The 17,317-nt window shown below is 66.1% G+C and carries 13 protein-coding genes and 2 tRNA genes; 8 read left to right on the top strand and 7 right to left on the bottom strand.

Annotation, left to right across the window (positions count from 1 at the left end; translation table 11 throughout):
* Positions 1 to 165: 165 nt before the first annotated feature.
* The gene (locus Q2T94_RS04570) at positions 166 to 1,803 is read right to left on the bottom strand and encodes a sensor histidine kinase (protein ID WP_302263038.1); all 1,638 of its coding nucleotides are present in this window, start codon (positions 1,801 to 1,803) and stop codon (positions 166 to 168) included.
* The gene (locus Q2T94_RS04565) at positions 1,800 to 2,540 is read right to left on the bottom strand and encodes a response regulator transcription factor (protein WP_302263037.1); all 741 of its coding nucleotides are present in this window, start codon (positions 2,538 to 2,540) and stop codon (positions 1,800 to 1,802) included. The genes Q2T94_RS04570 and Q2T94_RS04565 overlap by 4 nt, the downstream gene beginning before the upstream one ends.
* A 584-nt stretch (positions 2,541 to 3,124) precedes the next feature.
* Here Q2T94_RS04565 and Q2T94_RS04560 point away from each other — a divergent pair.
* The 5 genes from Q2T94_RS04560 to Q2T94_RS04540 all read left to right on the top strand — a co-directional run bounded on the left by Q2T94_RS04560 (position 3,125) and on the right by Q2T94_RS04540 (position 8,565).
* Positions 3,125 to 3,922: a winged helix-turn-helix domain-containing protein gene (locus tag Q2T94_RS04560; protein ID WP_264271170.1), complete on the top strand. Its 798-nt coding sequence runs from the start codon at positions 3,125 to 3,127 to the stop codon at positions 3,920 to 3,922.
* Between the two features lie 111 nt (positions 3,923 to 4,033).
* Positions 4,034 to 4,555, top strand: a complete 522-nt coding sequence (locus tag Q2T94_RS04555; RefSeq protein ID WP_302263036.1) for a SixA phosphatase family protein — start codon at positions 4,034 to 4,036, stop codon at positions 4,553 to 4,555.
* A 3-nt stretch (positions 4,556 to 4,558) separates the two neighbouring features.
* Positions 4,559 to 5,506, top strand: coding sequence for an EamA family transporter (locus tag Q2T94_RS04550; RefSeq protein ID WP_302263035.1), 948 nt, complete (start codon positions 4,559 to 4,561; stop codon positions 5,504 to 5,506).
* Between the two features lie 183 nt (positions 5,507 to 5,689).
* Positions 5,690 to 6,853 carry a DUF1611 domain-containing protein gene (locus tag Q2T94_RS04545; protein WP_302263034.1) on the top strand — a complete coding sequence of 388 codons (1,164 nt, stop codon included), beginning with the start codon at positions 5,690 to 5,692 and terminating at the stop codon, positions 6,851 to 6,853.
* Entirely contained in the window at positions 6,850 to 8,565 is a 1,716-nt protein-coding gene (locus tag Q2T94_RS04540; RefSeq protein WP_302263033.1) for an ABC transporter ATP-binding protein, read from the top strand. Before Q2T94_RS04545 ends, Q2T94_RS04540 begins: the two co-directional genes overlap by 4 nt.
* A 19-nt stretch (positions 8,566 to 8,584) precedes the next feature.
* Here Q2T94_RS04540 and Q2T94_RS04535 read toward each other — a convergent pair whose 3' ends face one another.
* Genes Q2T94_RS04535 through Q2T94_RS04525 form a run of 3 tightly spaced genes read right to left on the bottom strand, consistent with a single transcriptional unit; the run spans position 8,585 to position 12,305 of the window.
* Positions 8,585 to 9,187, bottom strand: a complete 603-nt coding sequence (locus Q2T94_RS04535) for a TetR/AcrR family transcriptional regulator (protein WP_302263032.1) — start codon at positions 9,185 to 9,187, stop codon at positions 8,585 to 8,587.
* Positions 9,184 to 11,502: a YhgE/Pip domain-containing protein gene (locus Q2T94_RS04530; protein ID WP_302263031.1), complete on the bottom strand. Its 2,319-nt coding sequence runs from the start codon at positions 11,500 to 11,502 to the stop codon at positions 9,184 to 9,186. The genes Q2T94_RS04535 and Q2T94_RS04530 overlap by 4 nt, the downstream gene beginning before the upstream one ends.
* Positions 11,499 to 12,305 carry an ABC transporter ATP-binding protein gene (locus Q2T94_RS04525; RefSeq protein ID WP_302263030.1) on the bottom strand — a complete coding sequence of 269 codons (807 nt, stop codon included), beginning with the start codon at positions 12,303 to 12,305 and terminating at the stop codon, positions 11,499 to 11,501. Before Q2T94_RS04525 ends, Q2T94_RS04530 begins: the two co-directional genes overlap by 4 nt.
* Before the next feature lie 154 nt (positions 12,306 to 12,459).
* On the opposite strand from Q2T94_RS04525, the gene Q2T94_RS04520 reads away from it, so the two are divergent.
* Both Q2T94_RS04520 and Q2T94_RS04515 read left to right on the top strand, forming a co-directional pair.
* A complete protein-coding gene (locus Q2T94_RS04520) occupies positions 12,460 to 13,485 on the top strand; it encodes a lactonase family protein (RefSeq protein WP_302263029.1) in 1,026 nt (341 codons plus the stop codon).
* Between the two features lie 217 nt (positions 13,486 to 13,702).
* Positions 13,703 to 14,374: an esterase/lipase family protein gene (locus tag Q2T94_RS04515; RefSeq protein ID WP_302263028.1), complete on the top strand. Its 672-nt coding sequence runs from the start codon at positions 13,703 to 13,705 to the stop codon at positions 14,372 to 14,374.
* A 74-nt stretch (positions 14,375 to 14,448) separates the two neighbouring features.
* Here Q2T94_RS04515 and Q2T94_RS04510 read toward each other — a convergent pair.
* Together Q2T94_RS04510 and Q2T94_RS04505 are read right to left on the bottom strand one after the other, a co-directional pair.
* A tRNA-Arg gene (locus Q2T94_RS04510) sits at positions 14,449 to 14,522 on the bottom strand.
* A gap of 409 nt (positions 14,523 to 14,931) precedes the next feature.
* Positions 14,932 to 15,008, bottom strand: a tRNA-Arg gene (locus Q2T94_RS04505).
* A gap of 308 nt (positions 15,009 to 15,316) precedes the next feature.
* On the opposite strand from Q2T94_RS04505, the gene Q2T94_RS04500 reads away from it, so the two are divergent.
* A complete protein-coding gene (locus Q2T94_RS04500; RefSeq protein ID WP_302263027.1) occupies positions 15,317 to 17,146 on the top strand; it encodes a phosphoenolpyruvate carboxykinase (GTP) in 1,830 nt (609 codons plus the stop codon).
* Positions 17,147 to 17,317: the final 171 nt, after the last annotated feature.

Genomic DNA, 17,317 nt, shown 5'->3' with positions numbered 1-17,317 from the left:
TTTTTGTGGGGGGGGGGGGGGGGGGGGGGGGGGGGGCTCCCCCCCCCCCCCCCCCCCCCCCCCCCCCCCCCCCCCCCCCCCCCCCGGGGGGGGGGGGCGGGCCCCCCCCCGCCCCCCCCCCCCCCCCCCCACGCCGTTTTCATGCCGTGGGGACGGTGCCCGGACTCAGGCCTTGGTCGCCTTCGGCGGGGTGGAGGGCTTGGGCGGCACAGCGGGCGGCAGCGGCAGGCGCACCTCGAAGACGGTGTTTCCGGGAACGGAGGAGACCGTGATGGTCCCGTCGTGGGACTCCACGATGGCCTTGGCGATGGGCAGGCCCAGCCCGGTGGTGCCGTCCGCGCCGGAGCGTGCGGCATCCGCGCGGGTGAAGCGCTTGAACACCAGCGGCAGGAAATCCGGGGCAATGCCTTCTCCGGTGTCGCTGACCCGCAGCACCGCCTCGTGCGTGGCGGCGTCGCGGCGGACCTCGACGGTGACGTTGTTGCCTTCCAAGGTGTGCTTTCGGGCGTTGCCCAGCAGGTTGGTGATGACCCGGCGCAGAGCCGAAGCATCGCCCGAAACCACCAGCGGTGTTGCGGGGATCCGGGGGGTCCAATGATGGGCGGGAGCCGTAATGGCAAAATCCTCGGTGATTTCGGCGGCCAGCTTGCCCAGATCGACCGGGGCCTTCTTGACCTGGTGCTTCTCATCGAGCCGGGCCAGCAACAGCAGGTTTTCCACCAGGGAACTCATCCGGGTGCTCTGTTCCAGCACCCGCTTCAGCGAGCGTTGCCCATCGTCGGAGAAATGCTCGGTGGCGCTGATCAACTCGGTGTACCCGCGGATGGCCGACAGCGGGGTGCGCAGCTCGTGGGAGGCATCGGCCACGAACTGGCGCATCTGTGCTTCCGAGGCCTCACGCACGGCGAAGGCGGCGCCCACGTTGTCGAGCAGGGCATTGAGGGCCCTGCCAACCTCCCCGGATTCGGTGCCCGGAATGGAGTCCTCCGGGGCCACCCGTGCCTCCAGGGCGGCGGTGCCCGATTCGAGTTCGGCGTTGGCCACGGATGACGCCACGGCCGAGACTCGCTGCAGCGGAGCCAGGGAACGGCGAATGATCATCGAGCCGATAAGCCCGATGGCAATCAGCCCGGCCAAGGAGATCGTCACGGTCAGGATGCCCAGGGAAGCCAGGGTCCGCTCGGTGGGCGCCATGGGCAGGCCGGTGATCAGGACTCCGCCGGAACCGGGATCGTGCTGGGCCGAGAGCATGTAGTCGCCGATGCTCAGGTGGTGGACGACCGGGGGTGCATCGATCTCAACAGAGGTCAGGGGCTGCACATCGGTGTCGGTGATGTCCTTGCGCTCGCCGGTCTTCGAATCGAGCACGGCACCGGAAAACAAGTAGCCGGAGACGATCTTGGCATTGAGGGTTCCGGATGCCTGCCCCGGGGCAAAGGGCGATTCGGTGGATGGCTTGCGACCATTTTGCGCTGAATAGCTGGCGGCGCGGTCGGCGGCGAACTCCAATTGTTCGTGCAGTTGAGCCGTAAGGGACTGGCGCATTCCGGCATTGAGCAACAGGCCAATGACGGTGCAGATCAATGCCAGGGAGCCAATTAGGGCGAGCAGCAATTTGCGCTGCAGGGGGAGGTGGCCAAGGCGGTGTCGCAGCCCGAGATGCAGCGGGTCCTTTTCGGGAGGGTTCTCGCCGGGAAAGGTGGCTTCCTTGCCATCGTTGTTCGCGGCCTGCATCGAGAGCGCCTCGGTGGGCCGGGGTTCCGGTGAGCCGGAGGGTGGGGAGGGCCGTGCAGGTTGGGTCATGATGCCGGCTTGAGCATGTATCCGGCTCCACGCACCGTGTGAATCATGGCCGGACCATCGGCTTCGATCTTTTTGCGCAGGTAGGAAACGTAGAGTTCGACAATGTTGGCTTGGCCACCGAAGTCGTAGTGCCAGACATTGTCGAGGATCTGGGACTTCGAGACGACCCTGCGGGCGTTGACCATCAGGTAGGAGAGCAGGTCGAACTCGGTCGCGGTGAGGCTGATGGGGACCCCGGCACGCGTGACGTCGTGGGAGTCGGAGTTCAGCACCAGGTCTCCCACGACCAGTTCCGCGCCGTCAGCCGCGGTGGCACCCGAACGCTCGACAAGCTTGTGCAGGCGCAGCAACACCTCTTCGAGGCTGAAGGGCTTGGCCACATAGTCGTCGGCACCAATGCCCAGGCCCTCGATCCTGTCCTCGACCGCGTCCTTGGCGGTCAGGAAGAGGACAGGGACCTCGGGCAGGAAGGTACGGACCTTGCGCAGCACCTCCGGGCCCTCGAATCCGGGCAGCATCCAGTCCAGCACCAGGACATCCGGGACCGATTTGCGGGCTGCCTCCACCGCGGAGGGCCCGTCGTGGGCCACGGTGGCTTCCCAACCCAGCATCCGGGTGCCCATGGAGACCAGCTCGGCCAGCGAGGGCTCGTCGTCGATAACAAGTACCCGGATGGCGGTACCGTCCGGGTGGGTCAGGCGGGGCAGTTGCGTGGGTGAAAAGCGGGAATCTGGCATGTCTTTAACTCTCCATCCGAGGTTTAGGCCGGCCCTGTGGCCCGGCTGTGTGCGCGCTGTGAGGCCTGGTCGTTCCAGCCTAAGGCCTGCAGTTGGCGGCATCCTGGCGCGGGGGCCATCGGCACCCGCAGGTTCATTGCCTGAGACCCGGTCCGGGTGTAGGTCGGGGATTCCAAACGCCGCGGGACTGCCGATTGATCACATTGACCGGTGGTGAGGAAAAGATGGCGCATAACGTCGATCGGAGAGTCTGCATTGCGCAAATCTGTACAATGTGATGATCGACACGTTAAGCGCTCGATGTCTCACATCGTGGACGCAATCCCAGTTTGTTACTTGCGGGTTCCGAATATTACGAGGAAACTAGAAATTGTGAATAGCGCAGCAACAACACCTCAGGGCCTCTTCGGAGGCATGGCGATGACTTGTCGCCAGTGTTGTTGTCGAATGCCCAGCTGAGCGACCGGAACCCTTCGGCGCTCAGTGACACTCGCATCGCTCCCCTTGCTTCGCACCGGCGAGGTAAGCGGAGCACCTAAGCATTCGCGCCATTCCGTGGCATTCACACGAGTTAGAGGTAAAGCATGTCGGTAACGTCCGGATACGTCCATGTCTCAATCCGCAACGCCCAGTCCCGCGCCGCCGCAGCGCAGCGCAGCACTGCTCCCGGCGGCTATGCCCCGGCCGGCTATCGCCAACTCCATGCCGTGCCCGCGGCGCAAGAGCCTCGCCCGATGACAGCCCCGACTCCGGTTGTAGCCCCCAGCGGCACCCCGGGACCACAGCCGGTATCCACCGATACCACTGCCCGCGGGTTTGTGCTCTACGTCGGCTTGGACGAATCGGTGGCACAGGCGCAGGGGACCTCGCTGGGCAAGCTTGCCACGCAGGTCCGCGCCTTCCTGGCCACGCTCTCTCCCGAAGCACAGACCCACGCGGCCGTCGCACTGGCCCCGACCAGCGCACAGGGCGAGAACATCGACGTGGTGCGCCAGGCCCTGGGGGATCCCACGGTCAACCGCCGCCCGCGCGTGGATTCCCGCCCGGCAGCGCCGCGCCCCTCCGGCGTGCTGATCGACCTGTCGCGCCGCGAGGTGCACCTGGACGGCGAGACCCTGAACCTGACGTTCAAGGAATTCGAGCTGCTGAACTACCTGGTGGAAAACGGCACGCGCACCGTGGGCCGCGACGAGCTGCTCACCAACCTGTGGCGCAACGCCGAAGAGGTGCCCAACGAGCGCACCATCGACGTGCACATTCGTCGCCTGCGCTCCAAGCTGGGCCGCCTGGCCAACACAGTGCGCACCGTGCGCGGCCAGGGCTACCGCTTCTACGAGCACCCGGAGGTCGTCGTCTGGGCGGCCCCGGAATACACCATCTAAGTTCATTTCTTGTTCCCTGCGGGGGCGCGGGTATCCACGGATGCCGGCGCCCCCGCAGTTGCTTAAGTCCAGTGGAGGCCTGCGGCCCCCGTGCGCCCTAAGCTTGGATGCATGAGCGAACACCATCTGAAGCGTCTCGTCTTGTTGCGCCACGCCAAGAGCGACTACCCGCTGGGGGTCAGTGACCACGACCGTCCTCTGGGTGCCCGTGGAAACCGTGAGGCGCCGGCCGCCGGGGCCTGGCTGCGCGAGAATGACGTGGTGCCGGACTTCATCGTGCTCTCCGACGCCCAGCGGACCCGCGCCACCTGCGCGTGGGTGATCAGCGAACTGGGAGAGAAGGCGCCCACGCCCTACCTGGATTCACGGATCTACGGCGCCTCGAGCACCAGGCTGTGCGCCATCATCAACGAGACCCCCGAAACCGTGACCACGCTCATGGTCATTGGCCACCAGCCGGTGCTACAGGAGCTGGCCATGCGCCTGGCTTCGGTGGACTCGGACGAGGAAGCGGTCTACGAACTCGCCATGGACTACCCGACACTGGGGCTGACGGTGCTGCAGACCGAGAAGCCCTGGGCGGAGATCGACGGCCGCGACATGAGGGTGACCAACTTCGTGGTCCCGCGCTGACCCGTGAAACCCCGCGATACCCTCCTTGCCCTGTTGGTCGCCCTGCTCTGGGGACTGAACTTCCTGTTCATCGACCTGGGGCTTCGCGACACGCTTCCGCTGGTGTTTGTGGCGCTGCGCTTCGCCGCCGTCGCCTTCCCGCTGGTGTTCTTCGTTCCCAGACCCAAGGTCGGCTGGAAAGTCGTCGCCGGCATCGGGCTGGCCATGAGCGCCGGGCAGTTCGGGCTGCTCTTTACCTCCATGCACCTGGGACTGCCGGCCGGGCTGGCGCCGGTGGCGCTGCAGGCACAGATGTTCTTTACCATCGGGCTCGGCGCCCTTTTCCTGCGGGAATTCCCCACGCGAAAGCAGGTCCTCGGCTCCATCCTGGGCATTGCCGGGCTTGTCGTGGTGGGCTTTGGCCGGGTTGCCTCGCTACCCGAAGGCGCCGCACTGGCCGGCGTCCTGGTGCCATTGCTGATCTGCATTGCCGCCGGTTTCGCCTGGGGCGTCGGAAATGTCATCTCGCGTTCGGCCTCCGGCGCCTCCGGGTTGGGGCTGGTGGTGCACTCGGCGCTCTGGGTCCCGTTGCCGATGCTTGGCCTTTCGCTGCTGCTCGACGGGCCCGCCGCCGTGGGCGATGCGCTTGCCACCCTGGGCCCGGAGACGTGGTGGGGTATTGCCTTCACCGCAGTGGTGGCCTCGCTGGTTGGGTACAGCATCTGGAATACGCTGCTGGGCAAGTACCCCACCGCCAAGGTCGTGCCCTACACCTTGTTGATCCCCGCCATCGGGATGGGCAGTGCCGCCCTGGTGCTCCACGAGTATCCCAATGCGCTGGAAATCGCCGGGGCCGCGGTGCTGGTGCTGGGGGTTGCCGTCGGGACGTTGCGGTTTGGAAAGGCGAGGCCAGAAGCGGCGCCCGCGCCGCGGGAGAGGCCGGAAAACGACGCCGTGGCCGAACACACGTGAGAAAACGGATGAGAGTTTTCCGCGGCCCGGAACCCCGGGTTCACGGGCCCCGAACCGGTGAACATTAGAACGCGTGAGGCGATTATGAGAACGCCCTCATCGACCGTTCACCCTTTGCTCATTTGAGCCGCTTTGACTAGGAGCAACGCAAGCCACCGAGCCCCTTGAAAAGGAACCCAGCAGATGAGCATCAGCTCCAGCCTTGAAACCGAAACCTTCGAAGCCAACGAAGCCCTTGCGGCGGCCGAAGGCCGACTGCGCCACCTGAAACTCGATGCACAGCGCGCGCTGAAGATCCGCACCGCCTACACCACCCGCTTCGTGGCCACCGAGTTCTCCAAGAACGCCGAGGACTTCCACCTCGTCGCCGGGGCGGACGTCACCCCGCAGCCCGGGGACGTGGTCATCGCCCGTGTCGCCGAGATCGGCAAGCACACCCGCCTCGAGTCCCCGGTCTCCCGCCGCCAGCTGATGTTCGTCGGCCAGGAAATCATGGTCGCCTACGGCAACCGCTACGCCCCGGACCAGTTCCTGGCCCACGTGCCGGACTCCCTGGAGCCCTGCCACCTGGTGGCCGGAGGCGGCCTGGCCGGGTACGTCACCGAAATGCACGCCTCGATCGATGCAGCCACCGCCATCGAGCCCATCGGCCTGCTGGCCACCAAGAACGGCGTGGTCAACCTGCGCGACTTCGCGCCGCTGCAGGTCGGCACCCCGTCGCTGGCAGCGCTGCGCGCCGTGGGCACCGTGCGCCCGCCGGTCATCGCGGTGCTGGGCACCTCGATGAACTCCGGCAAGTCCACCACCTTGGGCTGCCTGGTCAACGGACTGTCCAACGCCGGGCTCAACGTGGCCGCGGGCAAGGCCACCGGCACCGGGGCGGGCAACGACCCGAACCTGTTCATCGACGCCGGCGCGTTCCCGGTCTGCGACTTCACCGACTTCGGCTACCCCACCACCTTCAAGCTCGCCTACGAGCAGGTCCGCGACCTGCTGGCCGCGATGATCGACGAACAGGCCGCCTCCGGCGCCGATGTGGTCGTCATCGAGATCGCCGACGGCCTGTACCAGGGCGAGACCTCCCGGTTGCTGCGCGACCCGCTCTTCGCCGCCTACGTGGACACCGTGGTGTTCTCCGCCCAGGACGCCCTGGGTGCCCGGGCCGGGCTGGACGTGCTGCAGGACGCGGCGGTGCCGGTTGCCGCGGTATCCGGCCTGCTCACCGCTTCCCCGCTGGCGACCGCCGAGGCCGCCTCCCGGCTCGACGTCCCGGTCATCGACACCTACGCCCTGTGCCGCCCCGAGGTCGCCACCGCCTTGATCCCGGTGCGCGCCGCCTCGCTGTGAGCGGCCTCGAGGTCCTGAGGCAGGGGCAGCGCGGGCCAACCACGCAACCGCTGGACATCGTGCCCGCCGCCAGCGAACGCGAACCTGCCCCGCGCCTGCCGAAGCTGGTCACCGGGAAACGCCGAGGACTCTTTGCCGCGCTGCTGGCCCTGGCCATCGGCTGCGGCGCGCTCGGAGTCGCCATCGCACTGCTGGTCGGCGCACTGGTGGGCGGGGGCGCGGTGCTGCCGATGTCCCTGGGCATCGGGGCACTGATCCTGGTGCTGGGCTACGGTCGCTACCTGGAACGGGTGCTGGCCGAAAAGCTCGGGCAGCACTACGTGGCCCAGCTGAGGCTCTCGCTGATCTCCCACTCGCTGCTGGCCGCCAAGGTCCCCTCGGTGGGCATCACCGTGGCCCGGGCCAGCAACGACCTGTCCTCGGTGCGGAACTGGGTGGCCCAGGGCATCGCCCCGCTGCTGGCCGGCATCCCGCTGGTGCTCATTTCCATGGCCGGGCTCTGGATGCTTCATCCGGTGCTGGCACTGGCACTCGGGCTGCCGGTGCTGGTGCTGGCAGGTGCGCTGCTGTTGCTGGCGAAGCCCGCCTACGAGCGGGCGCGGACCCTGCGGCGTCACCGTGGGAACCTGGCCGCGCGCATTGCCGACACCGTTGCAGCCTCCTCCGCCGTGGTGGCGGCCGGCGGAGTGGCACGCGAGCTGTCCCGGGTGGAATCCAGCGGCCAGAAGGTCGTGGACGCCGCGGTGTCGCGGGCCCGGCTGGCGGCGGTGCTGCGCGCCTGTTCGCTGGGCATGCCCCTGCTGGCCACCGCCGTGGTGGTGCTGGTTTCGCGCAACGCGGCCCTGGACGCCGGACACATCGCCACCGCACTGACGCTGCTGGGGCTGTGCGCAGCCCCAGTGGGCGAGTGGGGACGCATCGTGGAATACCGGCAGAACTATCGGGCGGCGTCCCGGATCATTGCCCCGCTGTTGCGGGAGGAAAGCGCACTGTCCGCGGGCCCGGTGCTGCGCCAAAAGGCCCAGCGGGCCGCGGCGCAGATCCAGGCCTCGCGGGTCGAAGGGTTGTGGCTGCACGGCGTGGACATCGACGGAAAGCCGGTCCCGGAGCTGCGGGCCGAACCCGGCGAACGGATCCGGATGACCGGAGCCGACGCGAAGTTGCGCGGAGAGCTGTTCAGCGTGCTGGCCACCGCGCGCACGCAGGCCGGTCCGATCCTCGGTGACCTCGGCGACGATGTTGCCCATCGCGGGCAGTGCTACGTGGTGGCCGGAGTGATTCCCGGGTCGGTGAATGAAAAGAAGCGGCGCCGGCTCATTGGTGCGGCCTTCGCCTCGATGGTGCCCGAGCGCGGCACCTTGCTGCGTGCCCTGCGCTACCGCCGACCCGACGCCGATCCGGCCAAGGCGCTGGCGCTGGCTGCGCGTCTGGGACTAGACGCGGCATCGCTGGAGCACGGACAAGACACGCACCTGCGCCGCGGCGGGGCGCCGCTTGATGCCACGCAGCGCGCGGGACTCATGGTCGCCCGCGCCATGCTCGGCTCCCCGCCGTTGCTGTTGCTCAACGAGATCGACGGCCATCTGGACACAGCCGCCCGCGGGCAGCTCGAACAAATGCTGGACGGGTACCGTGGCGTGGTAATCGTGTGCTCCGACTCCGAGTGGTGCGCGGGATACCGCCAATGGGACCTGGACGGCCCGGCGGACTGATCGAGGACCGGCCGGGGAATCAGCGCAGGGGAGCGGTGAAAGCCATCGCTGCCCCGACGCATTCCTCGACGCTCCGCTCCGGGTGGAAGACCTGGCGGTCCCGGCCCAGGATGAGCGTGGCCCCGAACAACGCGGTGGCCAGCGCGTCAAGGTCGGGCACCGGATGCCCGGCCGGGGCCGCGTCGGCCAGGCGGGACAGGGCCGTGCGGACCATCCCGATGACGTCGTTGCGCATCTGCGCCAGCGCCCCTGCCCATTGGCTGTCGGACTGCCATTGCTCGGAAATCCAAAGCTGCGAGAATGCAGGGTATTCGGCAATGAATTCCAGGGCCTCGGCAACCATCAGCCGCAACCCGGCGTCCGGGTCCGCGTGAGTGGTGCCGGGCTCGAGGCGTTCGAACAGGATGGCAATGCCGTAGTTCAGCAGCTCGCCAATAAGCTCGTTCTTGGACCCGAAGTTGTAGTAGACGGTGCCCTTTGAGACTCTCGCGGCCTTGGCGATCTCATCCACACTCACCTGCTGGTGCCCGCGGGCGCCGATCAATTCCATGGAGGCGGTGAAAAGCCGGTGCTTGGAGTCGGTCGCGCGCACCCGGGGCCGGGGCGTGGTGTTCTGGCTCATGCGCTTAGCTCCGGATGCAGTGTTTTCAGGGACCAGGTCTTGTGCAATCGTACCGCCACGGTGCTGGCCACCAGGCCCAGCACGGTGTAGCCGACCAGCCCCGCGACGATGGGACCGAGCACCGAGAGGTCTGCCCCGTACATCAGGTGGCGCAGGCCCGTGACCACGTGGCCCATGGGCAGCCAGCGGTGTGCCACGTGCAGTGCCTCGGGGGTGGTTTCCCAGGGGAAGGTGCCCCCGGAGGAGACCAGCTGCAGCACCATGAGCACCAGCACCACCATCTTGCCCGGGGTTCCGGCTAGCGCGCAGATGCCCTGGATGATGGCGGTGAAGGCCATGGAAGCCAGCAGGAACAACCCCCAGGTCATCCACGGGTGGACGGTGTCCAGTCCCAACCCGTAGAGCACCACGGCGTAGAGGATGGTGCCCTGGAGCATCGAGATGCCCAGGAACGGCAGCCAGCCGCCGATCGCGATCTTCCAGTTCGCGGCGTTGGAGGCCAGCGCGCGCTTGGTGATCGGGCGCATGATCTGCACCAGGATGAACGCGCCGATCCAGATGGCCAAGGTCATGAAGAACGGGGCGAGCCCCTCGCCGTAGACCCCGGCCTTGGCCTGGTCGGTGCGCTTGATGTCGACCGGGTCCCCGATCACGGAGGAAACCTGTTCCCGTGAGGAGGCATCCGGGTTGGGCACCTCGGAGGTTCCGTCGGCCAGCTTGGTGGACAGTTCCCCGGAGCCGTCGCGCAGTTCGGTGGCGCCGTCGCCCAGCTCGCCCACGCCCGTGCCCAGTTTCTTCACGCCCGAGGCCAGCACGCCGGTTCCCTCGTGCAGGGTGTCGGCACCCTCGGCCAGCGCACCGGCCCCGGAGTCGAGCTTCTTCGCCCCGGCCAGTGCATCGTGTTGTCCCTCGGCCAGGGTGCCCGCCCCGTCGGCGAGGAGCTGGGCACCGCCGTTGAGCTTGGACGCGCCGGCCGCGGCATCGGAAATGCCCGTCTTCAAGGCAGGCATGGCCCCGGCCAGCTGATGGGTTCCGTCAGCGAGCGTGGACAGCCCTCCGGAGAGTTCCTTCGCGCCGGCGGCGACATGGGCGGACCCGTCGGCGAGCGCGGAGATCTGCGACCGGGCGGTGGTCAGCTGCTTCTTGGTGTCGGCGACCTGGCCGGCCACGCCGCTGGAGGCCGCCGCGTCCGTGACGTCCTTGCGCACGGTCTGTGACTGTTCGGGGGTCAAGACCCCGGCCTCGACCAGGGTGTCCAGCCGGGTATCCAGCGTTTCGGTGGCCGAATCAATGCGGCTCTCGGCATCCTTCTCCAAGGCCGTGAGCGTCTCGGCCGCCTGGGCGACCTTGTCATCCAGGGCTTTGTTGCCGGCGGCGACCTGGGCGGCGCCGGAGGAAAGCTTCTTGGAGGCGTCGGCGGCCTTTTGCGCCCCGTCATCGAGCTGCGCCGTCTTGGCAGGAAGCGAGGAGGTCTTGGCCTTCAGTTCCCCCAGCCCGTCGTCGAGGTCCTTGGTGCCCGCGGCCAGGGTTCCGGCACCGTCGGCAAGCTTGTCCGCGCCGTTGTCCAGCTTCCTTTGCCCTGCCACCAGCGAACCGGTGCCATCGTGCAGGGCGTCGGCCCCGTCCGCCAGATCTCCTGCACCGGAGTCGAGCTTGGTCGCCCCGTTGCCAAGTGTTTTCGTGCCATCGGCCAGGGAAGTGAGCCCATCGGAGAGTTTCACGGTGCCGGTGTGCAGTTCCCCGGCGCCGTCGGCGGCCTTGGCCATGGAGGTGTGGATGTCCGAGAAGCCAGTCAGCAGTGCATCGGCGGTCTGGGTGCCGACCTCCTTGGCCACGGTGTTGTGGACCTGTCCGGCGAGCTTGTCGGCGAAGGTGCCGACCATGTAGTTGTTGGCGTCATTGGTGGTGATCTTCAGGATGCCCTGCTTGGCCTTCTCGAAATCGCCGGGGGAGGCGAGGTTGGCCGAGAAGTCCTGGGGGATCGTCATGGCGAAGGCGTAGTCGCCGGCCGCGACCCCCGCATCCGCCTCGGCCTCGGAGGTGACCACGCTCCAGCCAAAGGTCCCGTCCTCAAGCAGTTCGGCGGTGACGTCGTCGCCGACCTTCAGCTCCTGGCCGTCCTGCGCGGAACCGGCGTCGAGGTTGACGATGGCCGCCTTGACGTTGTGCAGGTGTGCGTACGGGTCCCAGTTCGCGTAGAGGTACAGGGCGCCATAGAGCAACGGGACCAGGCACATGGCGATGATGGCAATCCGCGGCAGGCGCCCGGAGGTCATGCGCTTGAGTTCGGAGAGGGCCAGGCGCAACGTGGTCATGATTCTTCCTTCGGTGCGGTCAAATGCGTGGTGGGTGCCGCGGCATCGGCGTCATCGGCGAGGCCCCGGACAGTCACTGGGGATGCCTCGGCGACCGGTTCCCCGGAGTTCTCCCGGGGTGCGGCGGTCGCCTGGTCTTCCGTATCGAGGTCCGCCGCGGGTGCCGGAGCAACCGCCAGCTTGTCCTGCACCCCGCCGGCCCAAGCCGTCGACCCGCCCCAATTCGCCGGGATGCGCTGGACGACCGCCACCACGGCCGGGGCACGGCGCCCGGTGGCCACCGATTGCAGATAGTGGAACCAGTCGTCCTCGGGGATGCCATGGCGGTCGGGGGAATCGAAGACCAGCATCTCGACGCCGCGGTCCTCGAGCGCCAAGTGGGTGAGCAGCGCGAGACGTGCGAGCGGGTCGATGGCGTCGAGCCATTCATTGGCCAGCTCGTCCATGTGGTGTTTCCTGATCCAGGCATCGATCCCGCTTCGCCGCCAGATCGGTCCGGGCTGCAGCGCAAGGTCCTCGGCCACGAGGTCGCGCACCCGGAGGTGTGCCTCGGGTTCGTTGATTTCCGGGGAATCGACCAGTGCGCTGATGCGTCGTACCGCGCCCAGCGTGGAATTGCCCGACCAGCTCACCGTTCCCTCGGTGGGGCGCATGCGGGCACTGAGGCCCAGTGCAAGTGCGGTGCGGGTCGGCTGGGGCACCGCCTGGACCAGCAGGAGTTCGCCGCGCGCAACGGTGAGGCTCGTTGGATGCAGGAGGGGCAGGTGGCGGCCGGCAATGGCCAGGCTATCGGCGATAAGCACGATTAGAGCATAAACCGAACTGACCGGTCAGTTCAAATAGTATGGGTGTCTGGTTCGCCACGAATCTCGTTCCCACGGGTGGGCCAATGACACAATCAAGCATCTTTTGGCCACCGGGCTCCGCAGGGACAGGGGCGCGGGAGAAGATGGGGATATGGGCAAGAGATTTTGGGTTGGCGGCTATTCCCCGGACGGCGGCGGGACGAGCCTGGGAATCCGGGCCATCGAGATCAGCCGCGGATTGCTCACGGATCTCGGCCTGGCCCACGCCGCTGATTCACCTTCGTGGCTGGCAACCCACCCGAAGCTTCCAGTGCTGTATGCGGCACTGGAACACCGCGGCGAGATCGCCGCGTACCGAATCCTGGACAAGGACAAGCTTGAGTCCCTGGGCAAGCCCGTGGCTGCCGGTCCGATGGTGTGCCATTTGGCCGTCGCCGGCGCCGGAACCGTGTTGATTGCCAGCTGCTACGGTGACGGGCGGGTGCTGGCTTACCCGATCAAAACGGACGGCTCGCTGGCCAAGCCCACCATTGCGCCGGCATCGACCGACCCCTTTGCCAGCCCTGGTCACCACCCGAGGGCCTCCCGTGCTCACCAAGGCACGGTGCTGCGCTCCGGCAAGATCGTCACCACCGACCTGGGCCACGATTCACTGCGGATGTGGGACCTGGTGGGAGGGGAGTTGCGGCTGCACCGGCAAGTCGCCTTGCGCAAGGGCGACGGTCCGCGCCACCTCGTGGAGCATCCATCGGGGCTCATCTACGTGGTCACTGAACACAGCGCCCAGGTCATTGCGCTGGCCGTCAACGCCGCGGGTGAATGGCAGGAAGTGTCGCGCGATTCCCTGGGCGACGGCATCCTCGCCGGCGAGCACTTCCCCGCGGAGATATCCCTGGACCGGCACACCAACAAGCTCTACGTAGGGGTGCGTGGAGCCCGGGCCATTTCCGTGCTGGAGCTCAAAGGCGGACGGCCCTTCGTCCTGGGAGCCGTGCCGTGTGCGGGCGAGTGGCCGAGACATCATCTGCAGATAGGGAACTCGCTATTGGTGGCCAACCAACTCTCCAACACCATAGAGGTCCTCGGATTGGGTCCAGAAGACGGCTTGTCACTCAAGCACCTGAACTCGCTGGCATTGGATAGCCCCACCTGCATCATCGCGCAAATGCCGAGCTAGGCGAGCGGCGACCGAGCCGACTCCCGGCTGGAGCCGTGCACGCCGATGGCCGGGCTTGGGTATTGTGTGTGGCGGAACCAGGGATGCCGCGGCATCCCGCCGATCGCCGGCCTCACCGCAAGCCGGGGAACTAAGACATTGAAGGGACGCCATGAACCGCTGGTCGCGCGCACGGTGGTGGCTATTGGATTACGCATATGCCGGTTGGCGGCAATTCATGTCGTTGGTCCGCCGCGAAAGTCCCGCCTCGTACCGAAACGGCGACGCGTCGCTTCCTGCAATTGTGTTGCTCCCCGGAGTGTACGAAACCTGGCTTTTTCTTGAGCCGGCAGCCTCGCGGCTCAACGAGGCAGGGTACCGAGTGTTCACTGTCCCGGAATTGGGAATCAACAAGCGTCCGGTGCCCGAGTCCGCGCAGATCGTGCGGCGGCGCCTCGCAGATCTTCACCGGGAACATGGGATCAACGAGTGCCTTTTGCTGGCCCACAGCAAGGGCGGCTTGACGGGCAAACACGCAATGCTCGACGTGCTGCTATCGCAGAAGACCGAGATGAAGTCGGCACCTGGCTCGGAGACCCAGATCCTGGGTCTGGTGGCCATTGGAACGCCATTTGCCGGCTCCATCTATGCCAAATACCTGTTCTCGCGCACGCTGCGCCACTTTTCGCCGACGAACGCAGTCCTTGTCTCGCTCCAGGCGCAGGAAGAGGTCAATGACCGGATTGTTTCCATTTATCCGGAATTTGATCCGCACATTCCCGTTGGCAGTGCCCTTGTCGGTGCGAGGAACGTGAGGCTTCAAGTTGCAGGGCATTTCCGCTCGCTGAGCGAACCGGTCCTGCTGGCTGCCGTCGACGATGCCGTGGCTTTCCTGGCACTGGATACTTGAGGGCCGGCGTATAGGCAGTCAAGCCGGATATGAAGAGAGCCGCAATCTTTCGATTGCGGCTCTCTTCATATGAGTGCGCCCAAAGGGATTCGAACCCCTGACCTTCTGTTCCGTAGACAGACGCTCTATCCAGCTGAGCTATGGGCGCATATTCGATTTTTGATCCTGCCTCGCGGCTTGACCTCGAACAACTATACATACCTTTGGCGTGCTGGTCGATTCAAACAGGATATTCGTGCGCGAACTCACGCTTCCCGTGGCGATCCGGGGCATGTGCTGCTGAACCTTGGGGCAAGGCGGCGGGCCGGATTCGGCAATAGCGGTGTTGATGGATACCTGGCCGATGAGCATTTCATGCGCAAAAGAGGTGACGAAAGGGGCAGCGCAAGAAAAGCGAGAAGTGGTGGTCACGTCCGTGGAGAACATCACCGAGCCGCAATCCCCGCCCGTACTGAGGCTGGCTTCATCGGCGACAGGTTCGGTGACTGCGCGAATTCTCGAGCGGCCTGGCCCGTGATTAAAACAGAAAAGCCACGATTTCTCGTGGCTTTTCTCGTTGGTGCGCCCAAAGGGATTCGAACCCCTGACCTTCTGTTCCGTAGACAGACGCTCTATCCAGCTGAGCTATGGGCGCATATTCTGTATTTGGTACCAACCTCGCGGTTCGACCTCGAATAACTATACAGAGGAATGTCGCCCGCGCAAAATCCAGGGGCCTTCGAGATGAAAGGTTTCGGGGAGGCATTTCATGAAGTATACCGGTCTACGTGACCTTCGTCACTTCTTGCGTTTAGGGGCAAATGGGCAAAGCCCGAAATGCCGGGGTTTTCGGCTTAACTAAATCATTTTCCGGGTTTTTTGGCGATATGGGTCACAGGGGCTCCGAGGATCGGCCCCATAGCATCGACATATTGCAAATTCAGCCCAATGGAGGGAATGGACATGAGCGAGAGCTCGGACCAGAAGGTCATCGACGCAGCACCGACAACGCATTCAAAGCTTGCCGCTTGGGTGCAGGAAATCGCGGAACTGACGAAGCCTGACCATGTCTATTGGGTGGATGGCACGCAGGAGGAGAACGATCGCCTGACCGCTGAACTGGTTGCCGGTGGCACGCTGCAGAAGCTCACCGATCCTTCGTTCCCCAACTCCTTCGCTGCATTCTCGGATCCCAAGGACGTGGCCCGGGTTGAGGAACGTACGTTCATCTGCTCGGAAAACGAGAAGGACGCCGGCTTCACCAACAACTGGGAAAGCCCGGTCAAGATGAAGTCGATGCTCAAGGGACTGTTCGATGGCGCCATGCGCGGTCGAACCATGTACGTCATCCCATTCGTCATGGGACCGCTGGACGCAGAGCAGCCGCAGTACGGCGTCGAGCTCACCGACTCCGCCTACGTTGTCGCATCCATGCGCATCATGGCCCGCATAGGCAATGACGTGCTGCGAAAGATGGAAGCCGAGGAAGCCTTCTTCGTCCCCGCGCTGCACTCTGTCGGCGCCCCGTTGGCTCCCGGCCAAGACGACGTGGCATGGCCGTGCAACGAGGACAAGTGGATCGTGCACTTCCCCGAAGAGCGCTCCATCTGGTCCTACGGCTCGGGCTACGGCGGAAACGCCCTGCTGGGCAAGAAGTGCTACGCGCTGCGCATCGCCTCGGTGATGGCCCGCGACGAGGGCTGGCTGGCCGAGCACATGCTCATCCTCAAGCTCACCAACCCGGAAGGCAAGAGCTACAACGTCGCCGCCGCCTTCCCGTCCGCCTGCGGCAAGACCAACCTGGCCCTCTTGGATCCGACCATTGACGGCTGGAAGGCCGAGACCCTTGGCGATGACATCAACTGGATGCGCATCGGCAAGGAAGGCGAGCTTCGCGGCGTCAACCCGGAATACGGCCTGTTCGGCGTCGCTCCGGGCACCGGTTGGTCCACCAACCCCAACGCCATGCGCGCCATCACCAAGGGCAACTCCATCTTCACCAACGTTGCGCTCACCGACGAAGGCGGCGTTTGGTGGGAAGGCATGACCGACGAGGCCCCGGCGCACCTGACCGACTGGTTGGGCAACGACTGGACCCCGGACTCCGGCCGTCCCGCCGCACACCCGAACTCCCGCTTCTGCACCCCGATCTCGCAGGTCGACATGCTGGCCCAGGAGTACTACAGCCCGGACGGCGTCGAGATCCACGCGATCCTCTTCGGCGGACGTCGCAAGACCACCATTCCCTTGGTGACCCAGGCACGTAGCTGGACCAACGGCATCTTCATGGGCTCGACCCTGTCCTCGGAAACCACGGCTGCAGCCGCCGGCGCCGTGGGCGTGGTTCGCCGCGACCCGATGGCCATGCTTCCCTTCATCGGCTACAACGCCGGTGACTACCTGAATCACTGGGACTCCATCGAATCCAAGGCCAACCCGGAACGCCTGCCCAAGATCTTCCTGGTCAACTGGTTCCGTCGCAACGCCGAGGGCGGCTTCGCCTGGCCCGGGTTCGGGGACAACTCCCGCGTGCTGAAGTGGGCCATCGATCGCATCGAGGGCAAGGCCGACGCCGTCGAAACCCCCATCGGATTCGTGCCGACCGGCGACTCGGTCGACCTGACCGGGTTGGACATGACCCCAGCAGACGTCGACGCCGCAGTGGCAGTGGACAAGGGAGAATGGACCACCGAGCTGGCCAGCATCGAGGAATGGTACGCAAAGTTCGGCGAGGCGCTTCCGGCGTCGCTGCGCAGTGAACTCGATGGACTGAAGGAGCGCATGGGGGCCTAGGCTTCCCCGCGCAGACGGCAGTTCTCCAGGGCCCCGTTTTCATCGCCCGCCTCCCCGGTTACGGGAAGGCGGGAGCGATGAGGGCGGGGCCCTTCCGCTACCCCGCGACAAGGCCTGCCTTTCTCGTCATCGCCGGTGGTGGGGCACGCCTTTGGTCGATGGGATCCGTTA

The organism is Paeniglutamicibacter sulfureus (genome assembly GCF_030512175.1).
GTDB lineage: Bacteria > Actinomycetota > Actinomycetes > Actinomycetales > Micrococcaceae > Paeniglutamicibacter > Paeniglutamicibacter sulfureus.
The sequence above is the reverse complement of the archived record's forward strand: the minus strand, read 5'-3'. Positions and strand labels throughout refer to the sequence as shown.

What these genes read in the sequence shown, in the direction of transcription:
- Q2T94_RS04565 (WP_302263037.1), bottom strand. Translation starts at nt 2,540, where the DNA reads ATGCCAGATTCCCGCTTTTCACCCACGCAACTGCCCCGCCTGACCCAC.
- Q2T94_RS04535 (WP_302263032.1), bottom strand. Translation starts at nt 9,187, where the DNA reads ATGAGCCAGAACACCACGCCCCGGCCCCGGGTGCGCGCGACCGACTCC.
- Q2T94_RS04545 (WP_302263034.1), top strand. Translation starts at nt 5,690, where the DNA reads ATGAGCATCAGCTCCAGCCTTGAAACCGAAACCTTCGAAGCCAACGAA.
- Q2T94_RS04570 (WP_302263038.1), bottom strand. Translation starts at nt 1,803, where the DNA reads ATGACCCAACCTGCACGGCCCTCCCCACCCTCCGGCTCACCGGAACCC.
- Q2T94_RS04560 (WP_264271170.1), top strand. Translation starts at nt 3,125, where the DNA reads ATGTCGGTAACGTCCGGATACGTCCATGTCTCAATCCGCAACGCCCAG.
- Q2T94_RS04555 (WP_302263036.1), top strand. Translation starts at nt 4,034, where the DNA reads ATGAGCGAACACCATCTGAAGCGTCTCGTCTTGTTGCGCCACGCCAAG.
- Q2T94_RS04530 (WP_302263031.1), bottom strand. Translation starts at nt 11,502, where the DNA reads ATGACCACGTTGCGCCTGGCCCTCTCCGAACTCAAGCGCATGACCTCC.
- Q2T94_RS04515 (WP_302263028.1), top strand. Translation starts at nt 13,703, where the DNA reads ATGTCGTTGGTCCGCCGCGAAAGTCCCGCCTCGTACCGAAACGGCGAC.
- Q2T94_RS04520 (WP_302263029.1), top strand. Translation starts at nt 12,460, where the DNA reads ATGGGCAAGAGATTTTGGGTTGGCGGCTATTCCCCGGACGGCGGCGGG.
- Q2T94_RS04500 (WP_302263027.1), top strand. Translation starts at nt 15,317, where the DNA reads ATGAGCGAGAGCTCGGACCAGAAGGTCATCGACGCAGCACCGACAACG.